This is a genomic window from Apibacter sp. B3706, from assembly GCF_011082725.1.
Taxonomy (GTDB): Bacteria; Bacteroidota; Bacteroidia; order Flavobacteriales; family Weeksellaceae; genus Apibacter.
The window spans coordinates 192252-214559 of the sequence record NZ_CP049715.1 but is presented as its reverse complement, the minus strand read 5'-3'; the positions used below and the strand labels follow the sequence as shown (position 1 = coordinate 214559).

The window sequence follows — 22308 nt, the reverse complement described above, 5'->3', positions numbered from 1 at the left end:
AAAACATGAATAAACTTATTCAAACAACTATACACAAACGTTGGGTACTGGTTGCCCTTTTTGTTATGCTTGCTCTATTCGGGTATTATTCCTGGAAACACCTTTCCATTGAAGCCTATCCGGATATCGCGGATGTAACATCTCAAGTGGTCACCCAAGTTCCCGGATTAGCGGCGGAAGAAATAGAACAACAAATAACCATTCCGGTGGAACGGGCCCTAAACGGTCTTCCGGGAATGCATGTAATGCGCAGTAAAAGCACCTTCGGACTTTCCATTATTACCATCGTTTTTGAAGACGGTGTAGATGATTATTGGGCAAGGATGAGAATACAAGAACGATTAAATGATGTAGAATTACCTTATGAAGCAACTCCCGAATTAGACCCTTTAACTTCTCCTATAGGAGAAATTTATCGATATATAATAGAAAGTAAAACGCACGATTTACGCGAATTGACCGATCTGCAAAATTTCGTAATTATTCCACGAATTAAGCAAGTAGCAGGAGTTGCCGATGTAACAAATTTCGGAGGAATTACTACCCAGTTTCAAATTGAGCTGGATCCCAAAAAACTCGATCAGTATCAATTATCGTTAGGAGAAGTCATTAAAACCATTGAAAATAACAATGTTAATGCAGGTGGAAGTATTTTACCTCATGGAGATTTAGGATATGTTATTCGTGGAATCGGATTAGTTAAAAACCTGGAAGATATCGGTAAAATAGTAGTCAAATCGGAAAATGGAGTTCCTATTTTATTAAATGACATAGGAAAGCTTAAATACGGAAACATTGAACGAAAAGGGATTTTAGGTTATACAGATAAAAAAAGAAATTATTCTGAGAGTATTGAAGGAATCGTACTTTTATTAAAAGGACAAAATCCTTCTAAGGTTTTAGAAGGAGTTCATGAAGCGGTAAACGATTTGAATACTCAAATCTTACCGGAAGGCGTAAAAATACATCCGTTTTTAGACAGAACCGAATTGGTGAACACCACCTTGAATACTGTTTCGCACACCCTGTTTGAAGGGATGTCACTGGTTATTGTTGTACTAATAGTTTTTTTAGGAAGTTGGAGAGGTGCTTTGTTGGTTGCCGTAACCATTCCACTTTCCCTTCTCATTGCATTCATCTTGATGTACTTCACACATATTCCCGCAAATTTGCTTTCTTTGGGTGCTATAGATTTTGGAATCATTGTAGACGGTGCCATCGTTATGATGGAAACCATATTGCGGAAACGAGAAGAAGAACCTAATGAAGAATTGCAAGAAAAAACCATTGCACAAAGGGCTGCCGAGGTTGCAAAACCTATTTTATTTTCCACCATCATCATTATTACTGCTTATCTGCCTCTTTTTGCCTTCGAAAGAGTTGAAAAAAAATTATTTACTCCGATGGCATTTACAGTCAGCTATGCTTTATTTGGTGCCCTGCTCGTTGCCTTATTATTGATTCCCGGATTGGCCTATTTTATATACAAAAAACCCCAAAAACTCTATCATAATAAATGGCTGGAAAAGCTGACCGATCGCTATTTTATAAACATACAAAGGATTATGAAAGCTCCGAAAAAAATATTTCTTCCTTTAGGTATTTTACTGGGAGTTACTTTTCTACTGGCTTTTTATGTTGGAAAAGATTTTCTGCCTCCTTTGGATGAGGGATCTATATGGCTTCAAGTTCAGCTTCCTCCGGGTATTTCTGTTGAAAAGTCTAAAGAATTAAGCGACACGCTACGCGCACGTACCATGAAATATGATGAAGTAACTTATATCACGGTACAAGCCGGTAGAAATGACGACGGTACCGACCCATGGACGGCATCTCATTTTGAGGTTTCTATTGGATTAAAGCCTTACAAGGAATGGAAAAAAGGAAAAACCAAATACGACCTTATTGCTGAACTGGAAAAAGAATATTCAAAACTTCCCGGTTTTACCGTCGGGTTTTCTCAACCTATGATAGATGGGGTAATGGATAAAATATCCGGAGCTCATAGTGAGCTGGTAGTAAAAATTTACGGAGATGATTTCGGGGAAACTCGAAGAATTGCCGAGGATGTTATGAAAACTTTAAAAACTGTTAAAGGAGCAGTAGATTTAGCTATCGATCAAGAACCGCCCTTACCTCAACTTCAAATAATTGCAAACAGGGACAAAATTGCCCAATACGGTTTAAATGTAGCGGATGTTGCAGAACTTATTGAAGTAGCCATTGGCGGGAAAGCCATTTCTCAAATTTTTATAGGAAATAAAGTATACGATATCATCTGTCGTTACGATGAAAACAGCAGAAATACGCCTGATAAAATTTCAAATTTGATGCTTACCTCTGAAACAGGAGCCAAAATACCACTATCACAAGTTTGCGATATCAAGTTAAGTACCGGAGAAAGTACCATTACGAGAGAAATGAATAAAAGGCATTTAACGGTAAAACTTAATTTGCGAGATCGAGACTTAGGTAAATTCTTAGTAGAAGCACAACATAAAATAGAAAAAGAAGTAAAATATAATCACGAAAAATACCATATCAAATGGGGAGGACAATTTGAAAACCAAAACAGGGCTTATGCTCGTTTGGCCTTTATCATTCCTTTGTCTTTGGGAATTATGTTTATCTTATTATACAGTGCCTTCGGAAATTTCAGGCAAGCCGGTTTGCTAATGAGCATTGTTCCTTTGGCTTTATTTGGCGGAATGTTAGCATTAAATGTAAGGGGCATGACTTTAAATGTTTCTTCAGCAGTTGGATTTATTGCTTTATCGGGAGTAGCTATACAAAATGGCGTAATTATGATTTCGCATATTAACTTTTTACGAAAACAAGGACAAACACTTCTCCGGGCGGTACTATTGGGTGCAAAAGACCGATTCAGACCGGTACTAATGACTGCAACAGTGGCTATTTTAGGTTTGCTCCCTGCTTCTTTAGCTACGGGTATTGGTTCGGATGTACAACGTCCTTTGGCTACCGTAATTGTATATGGACTATTATTTTCAACTGTTATTACCTTGTTTGCCTTACCGGCTCTATATTATATTATAGAAAACAAATGGGGAAAAGATGAACAAACGGAAGAAATTTAAAATCTGAAATTTATGAAATTAAAGTATACGATTCTATCGATATTCATATGCCTCCTGTTTATACCGATAATAGTACCGGCTCAAGTTGTTGATACCACCTTTGCTAAAAAACAACTGAACTATATTGATTTTATTCAGCAGGTTAAGAATAACAATTTGGAATACGCAGCACAAAAATATACGGTAAATCTCGCTGAAGCAGAGGTTGAAAATGCGAAAATTATTCCTGATATTGAATGGAATATAGAAGGAAACAGCAACCAAAAACATATGGGTAACAATTTGGAAACCGGCTTAGGATGGACTATCGAGCTGGGAGGAAAACGAAAAGCCCGTATCGACTTAGCTAAAAGTCAAGTTGATTTAAATCGCTATTTGTTACAAGATTACTTACGAAATTTATATGCGGATGCTTCTTTGCAGTTTTTGGAATGTATTCAAAATAAAAACCTGTTGGATGTACAACTCAATTCTTATAAAACGTTATCCAATTTAGCTGCATCCGACAGCATTCGATATAAATTAGGAGATATTACTCTAACAGATTCTAAACAAAGTAAGTTGGAAGCTCAATTCATGCTCAATGAAGTCTTTAAAGCCGAGTCGGAATGGAAAAACTCTTTAGTTGCCTTAAATTTAGTCATGGGTAAATCTCAAAAAGATACTTTATATACAGCTAACAGCAATTTTACCGACTTTACCAGAGATTTTGATTTGGCTGATTTGATAACAACCGCACAAAATAATCGTGCCGATTTACAAGCCGCTTTACAAAATAAAGAAGTTTCACAAAAAATGCTGAAGTTAGCGAAAGCTAATCGGATAATGGATTTAGGAATTAGTGCCGGAATGCAATTTAACGGAAAAGCTACTAATGAAGAAGCGCCTTCACCATATCATACGGGGGTAACAGCCGGACTTTCCATACCTCTTCGTTTTTTAAACAATCGAAAAGGGGAAGTGCAAACAGCACATTATACCATTCAACAAGCAGATTTAGAATATAAGCAAGTGGAACTTCAAATTCAAACTGAAGTTACTCAGGCGTATCAAAATTATGTAAATACCAAAAAACAAATGCAGCAGTTTTCCAATGGTTTGCTTTCCGAGTCCAAGGCCATTCTTGAAGGTAAAATTTACTCCTATAAAAGAGGTAATACGTCTCTTCTTGAAGTCTTAGACGCACAAAGAACGTATAATGATGTACAGGAAAATTATTATCAAACCTTATATAATTTCTGTTCTGCATTAGTAAGATTGGAAAGAATTGTAGGTATTTGGGATATAAATTTTTAATTTTCAACCCGATAATCTTTTCATACCCTTGTATTTTTTACAGACCTTAGGTATTTTAAATGGCAGATTATATCTTTGCAAAAATTTTAAATAATTGGTTAAAATAGGAAACATAGAATTACCCGACTTTCCCTTTATTTTGGCACCTATGGAAGATGTTAGCGACCCACCCTTCCGTCGTTTGTGTAAAATGCATGGAGCAGATCTCATGTATTCCGAATTTATTTCCTCGGAGGGTCTGATACGAGATGCCATAAAAAGTAAGAAAAAGCTTGATATATTCGATTACGAACGTCCTATAGGAATACAAATATTTGGCGGAGATGAAGAGGCTATGTCTCTATCTTCCAAAATAGTTGAAACCGTACAACCTGATTTAGTTGACATTAATTTTGGGTGTCCGGTTAAAAAAGTTGCCTGCAAAGGAGCAGGTGCGGGAGTGCTGAAAGACATTGATTTAATGGTTCGTTTAACTCGAGCTGTTGTACGAAGTACTCATCTTCCGGTAACCGTCAAAACCCGTTTAGGATGGGATGAATCTTCCATTACTATTGATGAAATTGCTGAACGTTTGCAAGACGAAGGAATACAAGCACTGACTATTCATGCACGAACACGATCTCAAATGTATAAAGGTCACTCTGATTGGTCTCATATTGCGCGGGTTAAAAACAATCCAAGAATTAAAATTCCTATTTTTGGCAATGGTGATATCAACTCTGCTAAAAAAGCGAAAGAATATAAAGACACCTATGGAGTTGACGGTATTATGATTGGAAGAGCTGCTATTGGAAATCCTTGGATATTCAGCCAAATTAAACATTATCTGAAAAACGGAGAAGAGCTTCCACCGCCCGATTTGCAACAACGTATTGAAGCTGTTAAAAATCATGCTAATTGGTCAGTGGAATGGAAAGGCGAACGCACCGGCCTTTTAGAAATGCGTCAACATTATTCTAATTATTTTAGGGGAATTCCTAATTTTAAAATCTATAAAACTCAATTGCTTTCAGCTCTAACGTTAGAAGAATTGAACCAAATATTTGACAACCTCCTTGCTGATCAAGCAATTTAATTCCTATTTGAATTGATGGTTTACCTGATTGAGTAAATTTTTATTTTTACTAAAATCTGTTGATAAGGTTGAATTTTTAATCTGATTTATAAAAATATAGCCGTCACATTTTCCATAAATTCTTTTTCATCGATATTTTTTCTTTATCTTTATCCAGACTATTGATAAAGCTATCTACTAATGAATCAGGAAATTGTACATCTTATTGCCCTACGAATGTGTCCTCATATCGGCGATATGACGATTAAGAAATTAATAAGCCATTTCGGAAGCGCACAAAATGTTTGGTCTGCAACTTCTCAAGAATTGCTTTCTGTGTATCATATAGGTCATAAAACCATTCAACATTTAGGTAATCAATCGCTTTTAGATCAAGCTTATAAAGAGTTTGGTTATTGCATTTCTAATAATATTCAAATAGTGCATCTATGGGATGATTCCTATCCTAACTTATTAAAGGAATGTTCGGATGCTCCTGTAATACTCTATTATAAAGGTGCTATAAATTGGAAGCTACCCGCAGTAAGCATAGTAGGGACTCGTAAAATGACCTCTTACGGCGAAAATTTTACAAAAAAATTAGTAGAATGCTTTCAAAACAAAAAAATCAATATTGTCAGCGGATTGGCTTTAGGAGTGGATGGATGCGCTCATAAGAAAGCTAATGAACTTGCCATTCCCACTCTGGGAGTACTTGCTCACGGCCTATCTACTCTTTACCCGCCACAACACAAAGGATTAGCAGAAAGAATGATACAAAACGGAGGTATCCTTAGCGAATTTGCATCTAATACAAAACCCGAAAGAGCTAATTTTATACAGCGTAATCGTATCATTGCCGGGTTGTCTTCTGTAACGGTCATTGTAGAATCAGGATACGGAGGCGGTGCCATTTCCACTGTGAAATTTGCTAATTCGTATCATCGTGAGGTATTTGCTTTGCCCGGAAAAGTTACGGATACTTGCAGTCAGGGATGCAACCAGCTTATCAGAAACTTGGAAGCTCAAATACTCACCCGTCCTGAAGATGTGGTATCCTTATTTGGAGAAGCTCCTATAAAAAATTTACAACAAGAATTATGGATTGATCTCACAGATCAAGAATTAAAAATTATTGAATTGTTAAAACGTAAAGGGAAATTGCAAATTGATGCCTTATCTTTAGAATTAAATTTACCTACGTTTCAACTCATGCCGATTTTGTTACAATTAGAACTTAAAAACATCATTGAAACCCTACCCGGAAAATATTTTTCTTTACTTTGATCTCCTACTTATTTTTAAAAAATATCAGTAATAAATAGTGCCCATCCGCGAAAAATTTTAAAAAAAATCAAAAGAGAAAATAAGGTCTAATCACTTATTATCATTGTAAATGTTTTCGGAATCTTAAATTATTGAATTATTACATCCTAAACAACTACTTTGGAAAAATGATAAAAAATTTCTATTAATTTCTTTTCAAGAAATCGATTAAAAAATAATAACCATTATCCTTATCATTTATTTATATATGGTACAGTATATGTTTTAAAAATATCTGATCTATAAGTATCAATAGTTAAAAGATTATTCATTACTAATAAAAAATGTAACATGAAAACAAAATGGTTAACTGATCCCGCTCACTCCGAGATCTTTTTCAAAGTAAAGCACATGGTAATATCAACCGTAACCGGAGAATTTACCAAATTTCAAGGTTCCATAGAATCTGAAAGTGATGATTTCTCAAATGCAAAATTTGATTTTTCCATCGATGTTGATTCTATCAATACAAAAATTGCTGATCGAGATACACATTTAAAATCAGAAGATTTCTTTGACGTTTCTCATTATCCTAAACTGACTTTTACCAGCGATTCCGGTATTAAAGACAATAAAATCACAGGCATCCTTACTATCAGAGATGTAAGTAAAGAAATTACCTTAGATGCAGATTTTGGAGGAATCATCAAAGATCCATGGAATAATCAACGAGCCGGATTTGAATTTACCGGAAAATTAAATCGTAAAGATTTTGGTTTAAACTGGAGTCAAATGACTGAAGCTGGAGGTTTGGTAGTGAGCAATGAAGTTAAATTGCAAATAAATTTAGAGTTTATCGCTCAATAAATAATATAATAGTAAAAAACAGACTGAATTTAAATTCAGTCTGTTTTTTTGCTCATAAACTACTCTTGATTTTCTCATTTCGATCCTTTTTATTTATTCAATTGTATTTATCTGTTTTAATTGCAAGTGTACACACAAATAGTTTATAAGAATTTTAATTTTAAGAAACTTATAATGTTTTATGTACTTTTGTATGAAGGTAACTTGTAACATGAAAATAGAAGAACTCATTAAACATAAGATTCTGATCTTGGACGGAGCCATGGGAACCATGATTCAACGTTTTAAATTAAATGAAGAAGATTATAGAGGCGCTAGATTTAGGGATTGGAAAACAGATTTAAAGGGAAATAATGATTTGTTGTCCATTACACAACCGGATATTATTAAAAATATTCATTTGGAATATTTTGAGGCAGGAGCTGATATTATCGAAACGAATACATTTAATTCGAACCGAATTTCCATGACTGACTATGATATGCAGGATTGGGTACATGAGCTTAATTTTGCTTCTGTTCAAGTAGCTAAACAGGCCCGAGAGGAATATTGGAACAAAAATGGCACAAAACCTCTTTTTATTGCCGGTTCCATGGGCCCGACCTCAAAAACCGCTTCTATTTCTCCTGATGTTAATGACCCTGCTTACCGTGAAGTAGATTTTGATTATTTAGCGGAAATTTATAAAGAACAAGCAGTATCTCTTATTCAAGCCGGAGCCGATATTCTTTTAGTGGAAACTATCTTTGATACTTTAAATGCTAAGGCTGCTTTTTTTGGTATTGAGGAAGCTTTCGATAAAACCGGCAAAAAACTTCCCCTAATGGCTTCAGGCACAATTACTGATGCGGCGGGAAGGACATTATCCGGACAAACGACGGAAGCCTTTTTAGTTTCTTTATCACATTTACCTTTATTGTCCATTGGATTAAACTGTGCTTTGGGTGCTGAACAACTTTTTCAATATTTGGAAATATTGGCTAATAAAGCACCTTTTTACCTTAGCGCCTATCCTAATGCCGGATTACCCAATCCTTTAGGCGGATATGATGAAACGCCGGAAATGATGGCTGAAAAAGTTCAATTATATTTGGAAAATCAACTGGTGAATATTTTGGGTGGATGTTGTGGAACAACTCCTGATCATATTAAGCTTTTTAGTGAATTGGCTTCAAACTATACTCCTCGAACAATATCTTTTACCAAATAATGGGTTTTTATGAGTGTTATTTATATAGATTTATTTCCGCGCTATAATCCATAAAAAAGGAGCTAAAGCATAAAAACTTTAACCCCTTTAACTAACTATAAATATTGATAGGTAAATATATAAGTAAAATTTTATTTTACTTCAATTTGTTTAGGTGCAATTTCTGTTTGTTCTTTCTTAGGTAAAACTAATTTTAAAACTCCATCATGATAGGTAGCATGTATTTTGGCTGCATCTATATTACTGTCATCTAAAGTAAAACTACGTTTAAAGCTAGACTGGTAATATTCAGTTCTGTGAGATTTTTTATTATGCGTTTCAGCTTTTTTATCATAACTAATCGTTAGTAATCCTTTTTCTAAATTAACTTTAAAATCTTCTTTTTTCAATCCCGGAGCGTATAAATCCACTTCAAAATTGGCTTTATCTTCAGAAATATTTACAGGTGGAAATTTTACTTCTGCTCTATTCCATGCAGGAGCATTTGAGAAAAATTCATCTAATAAATTTCCAAAACTTTTGTTGTTGCTTTTAATTAAATCTGCCATAACTTTTATTTATTTTTTTAAGATTTTTATGTTTTATGATTTTCAAATTACAGACCAAATACTTAAAAAGAATTGTAATTTATTAAAACAAAACCTTTTAGATAAAAAGCAAATTTTAAAATAATGTCATTTTGTCTTATTTTTTGATTTAAATATTATTTTTTACGCCATTTTGTCATTTTGTAAATAGATTTATAGTACAGTGTTTTATTTTTTATTTCATTTAACTTCCCTGTTCGTTTTTACTATATTTGCAATCTTAATTAAAAATTTTACTATTTTTTATTACTATTTATTAAAATAACCAGTATCAATATTATTCATGGAAACTTTACACTATTTAGTTGATTTTATTCTTCATATAAATGTTCATTTAGATGAATTAATGCGCAACTACGGAAATTGGGTTTATGCTATTCTTTTTTTAATCATTTTTTGTGAAACCGGATTAGTAATTACCCCTTTCTTACCCGGTGATTCTTTATTATTTTCCGCGGGAGCTCTTGCTGCTTCCAGTGATGAATTTAGCATCTATTTATTAGCCCTATTATTTGTGGTTGGAGCTATTATTGGTGATACGGTCAATTTTGAGATAGGAAAATATTTTGGACATAAACTATTCAGTAATCCCAATTCTAAAATATTTAAGCAAAGCTATCTTCAAAAGACTCATGAATTTTATGAAAAACACGGAGGCAAAACCATTATACTTGCCCGTTTTGTTCCTATTGTTAGAACCTTTGCTCCTTTTGTTGCCGGAATGGGACGTATGAGTTATAAATACTTTATTTCCTATAATATTATAGGAGGCGTTGTATGGGTGTTTATTTTCTTATTCTTGGGATATTTTGTAGGCAACATTGGATGGGTTAAAAATAATTTACCTCTATTAATGATTTTAATTATTGTAGTATCTATTTTGCCTGCCATTTTAGAAATTTTACGTAATAAATTTATTGTTAAAAAGGATAAATAAAATGCTAATATTCATGTAAGAGTTTTTATAAAAAATTTTATTTTAATATATTTGTTAAATTATTATCTATAAATGGGTAATAATTTCGTAAAATTTTATAAAAAATCATAAACTTACATGAATATATCTCGTTTTTTTAATATACTCCCTTTTATTTTTATTACTATTACAGGCGCACTGTACCTAATCAACTACTTTTTTGGAGTTATTCCGGAAAATCTTTTTTTCGCTTGTCGTTGGTTATTTATGATTTCAATAATCATCTTTGCATTTAAAAAGAAAAATTTAACCATATGGATTTTTGTAGCGTTACTAGTTGGTGCTTGTTTAGGGTATGATTTTCCGGGAGTTAGCGGAAAATTCGATATATTAAGTAAAGTATTTCTTAAGCTGATAAAAACGATTATTGCTCCTTTGATTTTTGCGACCCTAGTTCATGGTATAGCCAGTCATTCAGATATTAAACAAGTAGGTAGAATGGGTTGGAAATCTCTGGTTTATTTTGAAATCGTTACTACCTTTGCGCTTTTTATCGGACTAGCAGCCATCAACCTCACTCAAGCAGGAGTAGGAACGAAAAAAATAAATATAGCCCATGAACAATTACCACAAGTAGCATCCCAATCTTGGGAGGATATTGTACTGCATATTTTCCCTGAAAATATAGCAAAGTCTGTCGCAGAAGGGCAAGTATTACAAATCGTCATATTTAGTATCTTATTTGGAGTAGCCCTTATAATGGTAACCAAAGAAAAGCGAATGTATTTAGTAAATTTTACAGACAGTCTTGCCGATACGATGTTTAAATTTACTAATATCATCATGTATTTTGCTCCTTTCGGTGTCTTGGGCGCTATGGCTTATACTATTGCACATATGGGACTGGATGCCTTAATCCCACTTATTAAGTTGTTATTAACTCTATATGGTGCTCTCATCGTATTTGTTCTCATCGTATTCCTTCCGATAGCTTTACTTATAAAAATGCCTATAAAACGATTCATTAAAGAAATCAAAGATGTGGCATTTTTAGCTTTTTCAACGGCTAGTTCAGAAGCTGCTCTACCCAAAGCCATGATTGCGATGGAAAGACTCGGCGTTCCTCGAAAAGTGATTGCTTTTGTAATGCCGACCGGGTATAGCTTTAATTTAGATGGAACTACTTTATATTTATCTTTAGCTATTATATTTGTAGCACAAGCAACGGGAGTTCATGTATCCTTTACTACCCAATTAATTATGATACTTACCTTAATCGTAACCAGCAAAGGTGTAGCCGGAGTGCCTCGTGCTTCTTTAGTTATCTTAATGGGTACGGCAAGTACTTTTAATCTGCAAGAATGGCCCATTTTAATGATATTAGGAATTGATACGTTAATGGATATGGCTCGTGCTACGGTAAATGTAATTGGAAATTGTTTAGCTACTGCTGTAATTGCCCGATGGGAAGGAGAGTTTGATCCTGAAGGAGCAGAAAAAAAGCTGTTGGAAGAAGAAAATGTTCAGAAAGCCTAAGTAATAAGTAAGCTATAACCTATTATTTTCATTTAAATTTATCAAAAACGTTAAATATATAAATTTAGTTTTTGACAATCAACCGATTAATGTCTCATTAACTTGTAATATATTAAATATTATTATCCATTTACAATGAATGTAGGATAAATTTTGTAAATACTGAAAAAGACATTTTCGGCATAAGGATGAGTAAATTTTTTTGAATATTAACTTATTATTTTTTATTACAGCTTTTTTAGGTTCTACTGTTTTAAGTAATTAATTTATATTCTTTTGAAGATCGAATTAAAATAAGTCACAACCTTGTAATAGTTTAGAAATTCTTGGAAATATTAAATTACATATAAGGCATAAAAGCTTTTATAACTTCGGGAGGAATATCCAATAATCGGTAATCTTTAGGAGAAACAAATATTAATTGTTGTTTTCCTTTACCCAATAAATTTCCGGCGGAATCGAAAACTTGATGTTCCAAAGTGGCAATCTTTCGATTATATTCCGAAGCTCGTATTTTTACGCTTATCCGTTCGAATTCTCGAGTTTCAGTAATGTATTTATGTTCAAAAGATCGTGTTAATATTAAATAGGTTGTATCTTTTAAATTAAAATCGGGTAATACGTAATTAAAAAATAATTCGCGCGTCTTTCCAACCCAAAGAGCATAAACTCCAAAATAAACATTTCCAACTGAGTTGGTATCTGCATAGGTTGCCATAAAGGAATGCACAAACCATTTACCTTCAAAATGACTTCCCGTGCTAACTTCCAAGGTTTTCCCGTTAATAGCTGTATGAGTTGCTTTAGATAAATTTTTTAATACAGGAATTTCGGACGCAGCATCTATCACTTCTTCAACTTTCTCTTTCACGACTCGTAGTAAGTCAGTATTTAAAACCAACCAAAACACATAGAGTATTGGAAGTATTGAGCCTATTATCATCAATACGGCCATTTGCATAAAATAACCTCCGGCAAATATTACTAATGAAAGTGCTCCAATCGAAAAAAGTTTCACTTGAGGTAAAGAATGCTGTGAATTGGGTACAAAACAACGCGCTATACCTAATGAGGCATAAGCCACAAAAAAAGTGGCATAAAATACCATAAAATATTCCAATTCAAAATTTGCCAATACAGAGAATATCGTAATTAAACCCGCCAAAATATAGGTAGGGATGGGAGAATCTGCAATTCCTTTAGGTATTATGGATAAAACAGGACTATTACTGGATTTGGAAACTTCTTTCACAAACCACCGAGTCGAAACATATCCGCTATCTAAAGTTGTTAATACTGCGAATACTATAAATAAATAATAGGAAAGCGGAACCCATTCGGGAAGTGTAGATCGAAAGTGGATCATATAATTTACAATTTGCTCATGACCGTATTTTATACCTCCCAATCCAATCGATGCCATATTCGGATTAAACCAATTACTGTTAAAAACAAAACTTGCCATTAATCCATGAAAAATAAGCAGGAAAAAAAATATAACGGATCCGAAAAAATATCCGGTACATATATTGGTTTCTTCTTTTCTCATTTGTATAGCTCGCTGCCATTGTTGTAAATCCAGCCAAGGCCCTACAAAAAAACCAACAAAAATGGCTACCATATAGCCTATGAAAATAGGTTTTTGAGTTTCACTTTTTACCCATGCTTGATAATTGTATATTTCTTTAGGTTGTAAATAAGATAATAAGGAAACAATTATGACTAATAAAACTGCTCCAATTAATAGATGCCAGTATTTAATAGATTTAATCGAAAATTCTTCACCCAGTAAACAGGAAGCAGAAATAACCAATGAAACCACAAGTAATAAAGAAAAAATTTGTAATATACTTCCCCCATCATCCCAGCCCGGCCAATAAGAAGTAAGCAAAGGAATAAACAAATATTTTACAGTAGCAAAAACGGTTAAAGTAATTGCCAATAACTGATATAAATATAAACTGAGGCGAAACGGCTTATACCATTTTTTATAAAAACGTTCTAATGATTCTTGTCCTTTATCCCGATTGGCAATTTTTTGAGTACCATAACCAAATAAAAATAATCCGATTGAGTTTAACAAAGCAAAACCCAATAGACCTGTTAAACCGAATAAATAAGTTATTTGCACGGAAAAAAACAGTCCTAATCCCCACAACCAGGATAGAGCAACCGAATTTCCCCAAAAAAAAGAATTTATGATTTTAGATTTCATTACTTTTAGTTTAAAGTATATGTTGTTTCATTAATTTATTAATGTCAAAAATAATGCTTAAGAAACTTATAAAGAACATGTTCTATGCCTTTAAATAACTCTTTCAGACTCTCAATTTGTTTTTTTGTAGCTTACAATTGCACCTACATTTAACACTACAGCAAAGATAATAATTATATATAATTGATGAGAGATATCAGCCAAGGTACTTCCTTTCATATAAACCAGCCTCATCACTTCAATAAAGTAACGTACCGGATTAAACATGGTAACGATTTGCGCCCATCTGGGCATACTGCTTATCGGAGTATAAAGTCCGCCCAATAAGAAAAATATAATTATAATAAAAAACAACACAAACATGGCCTGTTGTTGTGTAGATGAAAAATTTGAAATTATTAACCCAAATCCGGTAAATGCAATCAGGTAGAAAAAACAAAATATATAAATTATTAGAGCATGACCGGCCGGAACTAACCCGTATACCAACCAGGCTATTAGCATACCAACAGTTAGTATAAACATTCCCATAACCCAAAATGGAATCAATTTTCCTATAATAAAAATATATTTTGGAATAGGTGTAACATTGATTTGCTCAATGGTTCCTGCTTCTTTTTCTTTAACAATATTCAAGGAAGAAAGCGCTCCGCCTATAATACTGAGTAGCATAACCAAAATACCGGGTACCATAAAATTACGATAATTCATTTCTGTATTATACATATAATAAGGCTTAACAATAATTTGTCCCGAACCTTGAGACTGACTAACCAGTTCCCGATTGTAAGCTGCTAAGATTTGTCCTAAATACGAAGATCCCAATCCTGCTTTTTGTCCGTTTATGGCATTTACCGATAGCATAACATCGGTTGATTTTTCTCTTATAAAGGTATTTTCAAAATTATGGGGAATTTCTAAAATCAAGTCTGCTTCATTTTTTTCAACGATCTTCAATGCATCTGAATAAGACGATGAATAATTGGCCAATTTAAAATATCCGGATGAAATTACTTTTTGTATCAATTCTCTGGAAGCAGAACTGTGATCGTTATCTATTATGCTTAATAAGATATTTTTCTGTTCAAAAGTGGCTGCCCATGGCAATACTAATAATTGAAAAACAGGCATAAAAAATACCAATCTCAAAATAGTTTTATTCCTGAATATCTGAAGGAATTCTTTTTCTAATAAAAATTTTAATGTTCTCATAACCTGTTTTTAAACATTTTGATACTTACCACTAATAAGAAAAGAGTCATACCAATAAGTATCAGACACTCTTGCCAGATAGCAAAAAAACCAAGCCCTTTAATCATTACATCTTTAACGGCAGTAATAAACCAGGTAGCGGGTAAAATGGTTGATATTATTCTAAGCGGTAAGGGCATATTTTCGACGGGAAATATTAATCCAGAAAGCAATAATGTGGGAAGCAATAATCCCATACCCGAAATTAACATGGCAGCCTGTTGGGTTTCCGTTATGGATGAAATTAAAATCCCTAACGATAAGGTGGATAGAATGAAAATTGTACATAGAAAAAGAAGTAAAAGTAAATTTCCTTCAATTGGCACTTCCAAGATGGTAACAGATATAATTAATATAGAAAAAACGTCAATAATGGAGATCAGGAAATAAGGAACCACTTTCGCTAATACGATGCTTATGGGTTTTAGAGGAGAAACTAATAATATCTCCATAGTTCCTTGTTCTTTTTCTTTTACAATAGAAATAGATGTCATCATTGAACAAATTAACATAAGAACCAATCCCATAATTCCCGGCACAAAATTATACGCACTTTTTAATTGTGGATTATAAAGCATTTTAACCTGACTTTTAATTACATAAGAACCTGAACTCGCTTTATTCATTTGTAGTTTTTGATATTCCGCTATAATTTGTTGCAAGTAGCTAACAATAGTAGATGCTTCATTAGGATCTGATGCATCTACAATAAGTTGAACATCACTAGTTCCTTGATGATACAAGTCTTTATCAAATCCTTGAGGAATAACCACCGCCAATTTAGCTTTTCCTAGGCGAAAACGTTGTTCAACCTGTTCTAATTTGTCCAGGTAGCCTGTAAGGTCAAAATATTTACTGGCATTTATTTGTTCTATAAGTTGTATGGATTGGATGGTTTTAGAATTATCTAATACAATGAAAGAGGTATTTTTAATTTCTGTCGTAATAGCAAACCCAAATATCATAAGAAGTGCTATAGGCATAATTAAAAGCATAAGCATAGTTCTAAAATCACGGGTGATGTGAAAGATTTCTTTCTTTATAAAACTAAAAAATTGATTCATGCCCTATTCTTATTTTTTCCTTTATTTAGTTAAAATCTATTCTCTTTTTGCTCCTCTTGCCAATATTTGAAAAACTTCATCCATAGTTTCCGCATGATATTTATGACGAAGTCCCGCAGGCGTATCCAATGCTTCAATTTTACCATCGACCATAATTGAAACCCGATTACAATATTCTGCTTCATCCATATAGTGAGTCGTAACAAAAATGGTTATCCCGTTATTGGATGCCTTATAAATCATTTCCCAAAAAGTACGTCTTGCTATGGGGTCTACTCCTCCGGTGGGTTCATCCAAAAAAACAATTTCAGGAGAATGAAAGGTCGACACTGCAAAAGAAACTTTTTGTTTAATTCCTAAGGGTAAAGATTTAACCAAAACATCCCTTTCTGTTTTTAAGGAAAGTTCCTCTAAGCATTGTTCTGTTTTTACTTTAATATCTTTAGTGCTCATTCCATAAATACCACCAAACAATCGCATATTTTCTTTAATGGTTAAATCTTCATATAACGAAAATTTTTGGCTCATATATCCGATATTTTTTTTAATCTTATTCGACTCTTTGTAAATATCGTATCCTGCAACAATTCCTTCCCCTGAGGTGGGAGATAACAATCCACAAAGCATTCGTATGGCTGTTGTTTTTCCTGCACCATTTGCTCCCAAAAAACCAAAAATTTCACCTTTGGATACTTCAAAGCTTATATGATTGACTGCAATAAAATCGCCAAATTTTTTAGTTAACCCTTTCGTTACTATGGTTTTCATTTTTATTCATTAAATAAATAAAACAATCTTCGATTCCCGGTTCAATTTCTTTTACTTCAGCTCCCTCTATCGTAACCTTTTCATTTTTAAATGTCACGTGCAAATATTCTCCGAATATATAACAGCTGTTTATTTCTTTTTGTTTGCGTAATTGCTGAAGAAGTTTATAATTATTATCAGATCGCACCGAATATAATTTATACGGATATTCTTGCGTAATCTGCTTAGGAGTATTGACAGAAAGTATTTTTCCTTCTTGAATTAGCGCAATCTTATCACATAAACTTGCTTCATCCATATAAGGTGTAGAAACCATAATAGTAATTCCCTGTTGTTTAAGTCGGGTTAACATATCCCAAAATTCTTTCCTGGATACGGGATCTACTCCTGTGGTCGGCTCATCTAAAAATAAAACCGAAGGCTTATGTATTAAGGCACAACATAGGGCTAGTTTTTGTTTCATTCCTCCCGAAAGTTTACCTGCTCTTCTCTTCTTGAAGGGTTCGATTTGAACATATATATCTTTAATTAAATCATAATTTTTTTCTACCGTTGTATTGAATACTCGAGCAAAAAAATTAAGATTCTCTTCAATACTTAAATCTTGATAAAGCGAAAATTTACCGGGCATATACCCGACTCTTTCCCGTATTTGTAAAAAGTTTTTCTTTACATCAAACCCATCTACAAATGCCTCTCCTTTATCAGCCACCAACAAAGTGGTTAATATTCTAAATAGAGTGGTCTTTCCTGCTCCATCGGGACCTATTAAACCAAATAATTCTCCTTTATTAATTTCAATAGATATATCTTGTAAAGCTTCAACCGGAACTTTACCCGTATAGGTTTTTGAAATATTTTGTATGGAAATAACACTCATTATCTTTATTATATCTTCACTAGAATTTATTCTTGTTTCCTTATAGAAAATGAATATAGAACTTATCAGAAATCTACATCACCATACATACCTATTTTAATAAGCCCGTCAGTATTTGTTACTGCGATTTTTACCGCATACACTAAATTTTGACGCTCATCTTGGGTCTGAATAGTTTTTGGAGTGAACTCGGCTTTATCGGATATCCATGTAATAGTGCCCTGATAGGATTTTTGTTTATCTTCTGAAATATTTATAAATACTTTTACTTTCTGTCCTATTTTAATTTTTTCTAATTGTTCTGAAACTATATATGCTCGTAAAAATAAATTTTTGGTATCTGCAATTTTATAGAGTGCTTTACCTTGGGTAACAACTTCTTTTTCTTCTACAAATTTGTTTAAAACAGTACCCTGAATTGGATTAATAATTTTACATTTTTTTAATTGATCTTCTATTTGGGATACTTGAACTGTATTGGTGTTACTTTCCTCATTGAGACTGTTAACCGATGTTGAAAGTGAATTTTCTTGCGCATTTAAAGATTTTTTAAGAACTTCAATTTGTGAATTTGCATCATCCAGTTGTTTTTGAGTAGCTGCATTATCTGCCAATAATCTTTGAATTCTTCTTTTTTCAAATTCAGCTTTCGCAATTTGTTCTTTTATGGAAGAAACTTGGACGGATATGTCCGGTCTTTTTACCTGTATGGCTTTATTGGTGGCTAATAATTGTCTTTTCTTTAAATACAGCTGAATGCTGTCAACATATCCAACGTATTGTCCTTTGGCCAATTGATCTCCTTCCGTTAATTGAAAAGATTCCAATTTACCGTTAGCTTCCGATGAAACAATTACTTCAGTTGCTTCAAACGTTCCCGACGCATCATGCTCAAACTTATTTCGATTACAAGATAACAGGAACATAAACGTTCCCAGGGTAAATATTATTAACTGTCTCATAGTTCTAATTTCCTTGTGTATATTTATAATTATAGATACTTTGTAAATATTGCATTTCATGTATAGACTGTGTTACTCGTGCCTGATTTTCTGCATTAATATCTCCGATTAAATCATTCATATTGTAAATTCCATTTTTATACTTACTTTCTCCGGCCTTTTTAACACTATTCCTCAACCGAATAATTTCATCATCTTTTACCATCAATTGTTGATATTTATTTATTTCATTCTGAATTTGGGTAAGCTGAACATGGGTGTTAAATAAAAAGGTTTCTCTTTGAGATTGAAGTGAATTCCTGTCATTTTTTAACAATCGATATTCGTTTTTCTTTGTGTATAAGTTTCCAAAATTCCAACTTAAACGCACCCCGCCAATAGCATACGTTTTAAAATCTGAGTTCAACATATTTAAACCGGGTTTTCCATATCCTCCTTGAGCAAAAAGTGAAAATTTAGGCATATTTTTAGCTTTTATTGTACTTTCTTTAGCTTCATATACTAAATTTTGCTTATCATACATCCTTAATTCGGGACGAGAAATCTCTTGATCAAAATTGATACTTTTGTCCGGAAGTTTCAGTTCAACTCCTTGACTTATTTCTTCATGTATAAATAAAGAAAGCATTTTTATATAAGCCATTCGTAAAGTGGTAAGCTCAATTCTTTTTTGATCGGTATTTAATAATTCCACTTTAACCAAATCTAAATCAGATACCATGGCAACACCATTTTTTAGCATGGCACTAACCAGGTTATAATTGGTTTGTAAATCGGAGTTTAAAACATCCAATTGATTTAATTGCTTGTCAATCGTTAGAATTCCAAAATACAATTGATTAATTTTTTCCCTTACAGTATATAAGTTTACTTCAAGCTTTTGCTTTTCAAAATCTGAATTCGCTTGGGTATTTTTTTTTTGAGATCGCGTTGCTCCTCCATCCCATAGCAATTGTGTAACATCTAAAGTTATTTTGTATTGATCTTTGTCCATTTCGGGAATATTGTAACCCGGAATCTTTATGGGTATTTTAGTTACTTGAGTTTGATAAGAAGCCTGTCCACCGAGAGAAATTTGCGGCAAGTAATTTTTTGCCAAATTGTCCAAAGTATAGTCTTCGGCTAGAGAAATTAAATCATATTGTTTAATTAACGGATAATTTTCTCTTGCTTTTTCCTGACATTCTTCCAGATTTATTACCGATAACTGTGAAAACAATAGACAAGGAAGTAAACATACTTGTAAAAAAATATACGTTTTAGTTTTCATAATCTCATTATTATACTAGCTTTAACATTGACTTTAACCAGATTGGAACTAAAGTTTTTCGTTGTTCGATGAAATCTGTAAAACTTTTTTCATCCATTTTAGTTACATATTTTATAAAGGGTTGCCCTATTATCGGAAAAATAGACATGGAAACAAGATTTATAAAAAAATGTATAGCTGTAAAATTTAACTTTTCTTTATTTATTTGCTCATTAATCTGTTTAAACATATAAGTCTCTTGGATAAAACCTTCAGGAATTTTAACGCTATCAAAAAGATGTTGAGGATTAGCCTGTAATTCACTGAATAAAAAAAGAGGCAAATTTGAATTTTTGGACATTCCTTCTATATATCTTAAGACTCCTGCATCTATTTTCTCGGTCAAGGTTGTTTGCTTATTATTCATTATATGTTCCAGATAAGAAAACATTTCTTCTATGCTCTCCTGCATCACTATTTCAAATAAATTTTCTTTACTTCTGTAATAATAATTTAGCAGAGCCAAATTGATACCCGCCTCTTTTGCTATATCTCGGGTACGAGTTAAACCAAAACCTTTTTTTTGAAAAACGCGCTTTGCAGCTTCTTTAATTTTTTGCTCTGTTGAAACATCTCTGACCATATCCTGATTTTCATTTCCAATTTTATAATTTATTCATTGCAATCGTATTGCATTTTTTATACCACTAAATATATTTTAATGCAAATATATTTAAATTTTTGATTTAATCAAATGATTAAATTTTATTTAATGAATAGTTTTTCATAACTATAACTTCTATAATAATTCTTTTAAATGATCAGATATATATCGAAATAAAATTTAATGCATTGAAAAATTAGACAAATAATATTTCTACTAAATAAAAATAAAACAAATAATAATATGAATAAATTATCATACTCAATTATTAAATCAGCATTAAATAAAAATAAATAATTACTATTATAAATAATTTAATATAAATAATCATAATATAAGTATTTAAACTTATAAAATCTAAATTTTGTTAGTTCATAGTATTTGATGTAAATTTGCGTGTCAAATTGTACAAGGATGAAAGAATTTAGTAAAGAAGTATACCTCAAGTGGTTTGAGGATATGACTATGTGGAGAAGATTTGAGGACAAAGCTCGTTCTCTATATTTAAAAGATAAAATCAGAGGTTTTTTGCATTTATATAATGGCCAAGAGGCAATTGCAGCAGGTTTTACTCATGCAATGGATATAACCAAAGACAAGATTATAACCTCTTATCGTTGTCATGCTCATGCATTAGCCATGGGGCTGGATCCTAAAGTAGCCATGTCTGAATTATGCGGTAAAGCCACCGGTTCATCTCAAGGATTGGGTGGATCTATGCACCTTTTCAGCCGTGAACACAATGTTTACGGTGGACATGGTATTGTAGGTGGTCATATCCCGTTAGGTGCCGGTATAGCCTTCGCAGATAAATATTTTGAACGCGACGCGGTTACTATTTGCTACATGGGTGACGGTGCAGTAAGACAAGGTACTCTACATGAAACTTTCAATATGGCTATGAACTGGAAATTACCGGTAGTATTTGTTTGTGAAAACAATCAATATGCTATGGGTACATCAGTTGAAAGAACTACTAATAATTTGGATATTTACCAATTAGGACTAGGGTATGAAATGCCATGCGCTCCAGTGGATGCAATGAATCCTGAGACAGTTGCAGAAGCAGCTTACGAAGCTATTGAAAGAGCAAGAAGAGGTGATGGCCCTACATTCCTTGAGGCTAGAACGTATCGTTTCCGAGGACATTCCATGTCTGATGCTGAGCCTTACAGAACGAAAGAAGAAGTGGAAGAGCATAAAAAAGAAGACCCGATTCTATTCGTAAAACATAAAATTTTGTCTAATAATTGGGCAAGCATCGAAGAATTAGATGAAATAGATAAAAGATTAAAGGATGAAATGAATGAAGTTGGTAAGTTTGCAGAAGATGCTCCTTACGCTGATGATGACGTATTATATAAATATATATACTCTGAGCCGAATTATCCTTTTTTAGATAAATTAGAAAACCAATAAAAACAC

The 22308-nt window shown here is 32.9% G+C and carries 18 protein-coding genes; 9 read left to right on the top strand and 9 right to left on the bottom strand.

From position 1 onward, the window contains the following. The first annotated feature begins 5 nt into the window (after positions 1 to 5). The 6 genes from G8C41_RS00955 to G8C41_RS00930 all read left to right on the top strand — a co-directional run bounded on the left by G8C41_RS00955 (position 6) and on the right by G8C41_RS00930 (position 8791). Positions 6 to 3098, top strand: coding sequence for an efflux RND transporter permease subunit (locus G8C41_RS00955; RefSeq protein WP_166005838.1), 3093 nt, complete (start codon positions 6 to 8; stop codon positions 3096 to 3098). A 12-nt stretch (positions 3099 to 3110) separates the two neighbouring features. Next, positions 3111 to 4394: a TolC family protein gene (locus G8C41_RS00950; RefSeq protein WP_166005837.1), complete on the top strand. Its 1284-nt coding sequence runs from the start codon at positions 3111 to 3113 to the stop codon at positions 4392 to 4394. Positions 4395 to 4488: 94 nt separating this feature from the next. After that, positions 4489 to 5469, top strand: coding sequence for a tRNA dihydrouridine synthase DusB (gene dusB / locus G8C41_RS00945; RefSeq protein WP_160541825.1), 981 nt, complete (start codon positions 4489 to 4491; stop codon positions 5467 to 5469). Between the two features lie 180 nt (positions 5470 to 5649). Then, a complete protein-coding gene (gene dprA / locus G8C41_RS00940) occupies positions 5650 to 6735 on the top strand; it encodes a DNA-processing protein DprA (RefSeq protein ID WP_166005836.1) in 1086 nt (361 codons plus the stop codon). Between the two features lie 330 nt (positions 6736 to 7065). Further along, positions 7066 to 7581 (top strand): YceI family protein, encoded by a 516-nt coding sequence (locus G8C41_RS00935; protein WP_160564473.1) that lies wholly within the window; start codon positions 7066 to 7068, stop codon positions 7579 to 7581. A 211-nt stretch (positions 7582 to 7792) separates the two neighbouring features. Next, on the top strand, positions 7793 to 8791 hold the full coding sequence (locus tag G8C41_RS00930) for a homocysteine S-methyltransferase family protein (protein ID WP_166005835.1): 999 nt from the start codon (positions 7793 to 7795) through the stop codon (positions 8789 to 8791). A gap of 131 nt (positions 8792 to 8922) precedes the next feature. Here G8C41_RS00930 and G8C41_RS00925 read toward each other — a convergent pair whose 3' ends face one another. Next, positions 8923 to 9339: an Hsp20/alpha crystallin family protein gene (locus tag G8C41_RS00925; protein WP_160541821.1), complete on the bottom strand. Its 417-nt coding sequence runs from the start codon at positions 9337 to 9339 to the stop codon at positions 8923 to 8925. 322 nt (positions 9340 to 9661) lie between these two features. Here G8C41_RS00925 and G8C41_RS00920 point away from each other — a divergent pair, with 322 nt between their 5' ends. Then, the gene (locus G8C41_RS00920) at positions 9662 to 10315 is read left to right on the top strand and encodes a DedA family protein (protein WP_105296649.1); all 654 of its coding nucleotides are present in this window, start codon (positions 9662 to 9664) and stop codon (positions 10313 to 10315) included. A gap of 246 nt (positions 10316 to 10561) precedes the next feature. Continuing rightward, entirely contained in the window at positions 10562 to 11830 is a 1269-nt protein-coding gene (locus G8C41_RS00915; RefSeq protein ID WP_255466959.1) for a dicarboxylate/amino acid:cation symporter, read from the top strand. A gap of 340 nt (positions 11831 to 12170) precedes the next feature. Here G8C41_RS00915 and G8C41_RS00910 read toward each other — a convergent pair whose 3' ends face one another. The 8 genes from G8C41_RS00910 to G8C41_RS00875 form a co-directional block, all read right to left on the bottom strand. After that, entirely contained in the window at positions 12171 to 14045 is a 1875-nt protein-coding gene (locus G8C41_RS00910; protein WP_166005833.1) for an acyl-CoA thioesterase, read from the bottom strand. A gap of 111 nt (positions 14046 to 14156) precedes the next feature. Further along, positions 14157 to 15257, bottom strand: coding sequence for an ABC transporter permease (locus G8C41_RS00905; RefSeq protein ID WP_166005832.1), 1101 nt, complete (start codon positions 15255 to 15257; stop codon positions 14157 to 14159). Then, positions 15254 to 16360 carry an ABC transporter permease gene (locus G8C41_RS00900; protein WP_166005831.1) on the bottom strand — a complete coding sequence of 369 codons (1107 nt, stop codon included), beginning with the start codon at positions 16358 to 16360 and terminating at the stop codon, positions 15254 to 15256. Before G8C41_RS00900 ends, G8C41_RS00905 begins: the two co-directional genes overlap by 4 nt. 36 nt (positions 16361 to 16396) lie before the next feature. Further along, a complete protein-coding gene (locus G8C41_RS00895) occupies positions 16397 to 17128 on the bottom strand; it encodes an ABC transporter ATP-binding protein (protein WP_166005830.1) in 732 nt (243 codons plus the stop codon). Next, on the bottom strand, positions 17097 to 18008 hold the full coding sequence (locus tag G8C41_RS00890; protein WP_160557030.1) for an ABC transporter ATP-binding protein: 912 nt from the start codon (positions 18006 to 18008) through the stop codon (positions 17097 to 17099). The genes G8C41_RS00895 and G8C41_RS00890 overlap by 32 nt, the downstream gene beginning before the upstream one ends. Positions 18009 to 18073: 65 nt before the next feature. Further along, a complete protein-coding gene (locus G8C41_RS00885) occupies positions 18074 to 18970 on the bottom strand; it encodes an HlyD family secretion protein (protein ID WP_166005829.1) in 897 nt (298 codons plus the stop codon). 4 nt (positions 18971 to 18974) lie between these two features. Beyond that, positions 18975 to 20240 carry a TolC family protein gene (locus G8C41_RS00880; RefSeq protein WP_166005828.1) on the bottom strand — a complete coding sequence of 422 codons (1266 nt, stop codon included), beginning with the start codon at positions 20238 to 20240 and terminating at the stop codon, positions 18975 to 18977. 10 nt (positions 20241 to 20250) lie between these two features. Continuing rightward, positions 20251 to 20862, bottom strand: a complete 612-nt coding sequence (locus G8C41_RS00875; protein WP_166005827.1) for a TetR/AcrR family transcriptional regulator — start codon at positions 20860 to 20862, stop codon at positions 20251 to 20253. A 435-nt stretch (positions 20863 to 21297) separates the two neighbouring features. On the opposite strand from G8C41_RS00875, the gene pdhA reads away from it, so the two are divergent. After that, positions 21298 to 22302, top strand: coding sequence for a pyruvate dehydrogenase (acetyl-transferring) E1 component subunit alpha (gene pdhA / locus G8C41_RS00870; RefSeq protein ID WP_105296659.1), 1005 nt, complete (start codon positions 21298 to 21300; stop codon positions 22300 to 22302). The last annotated feature ends 6 nt before the right edge of the window (positions 22303 to 22308 follow it).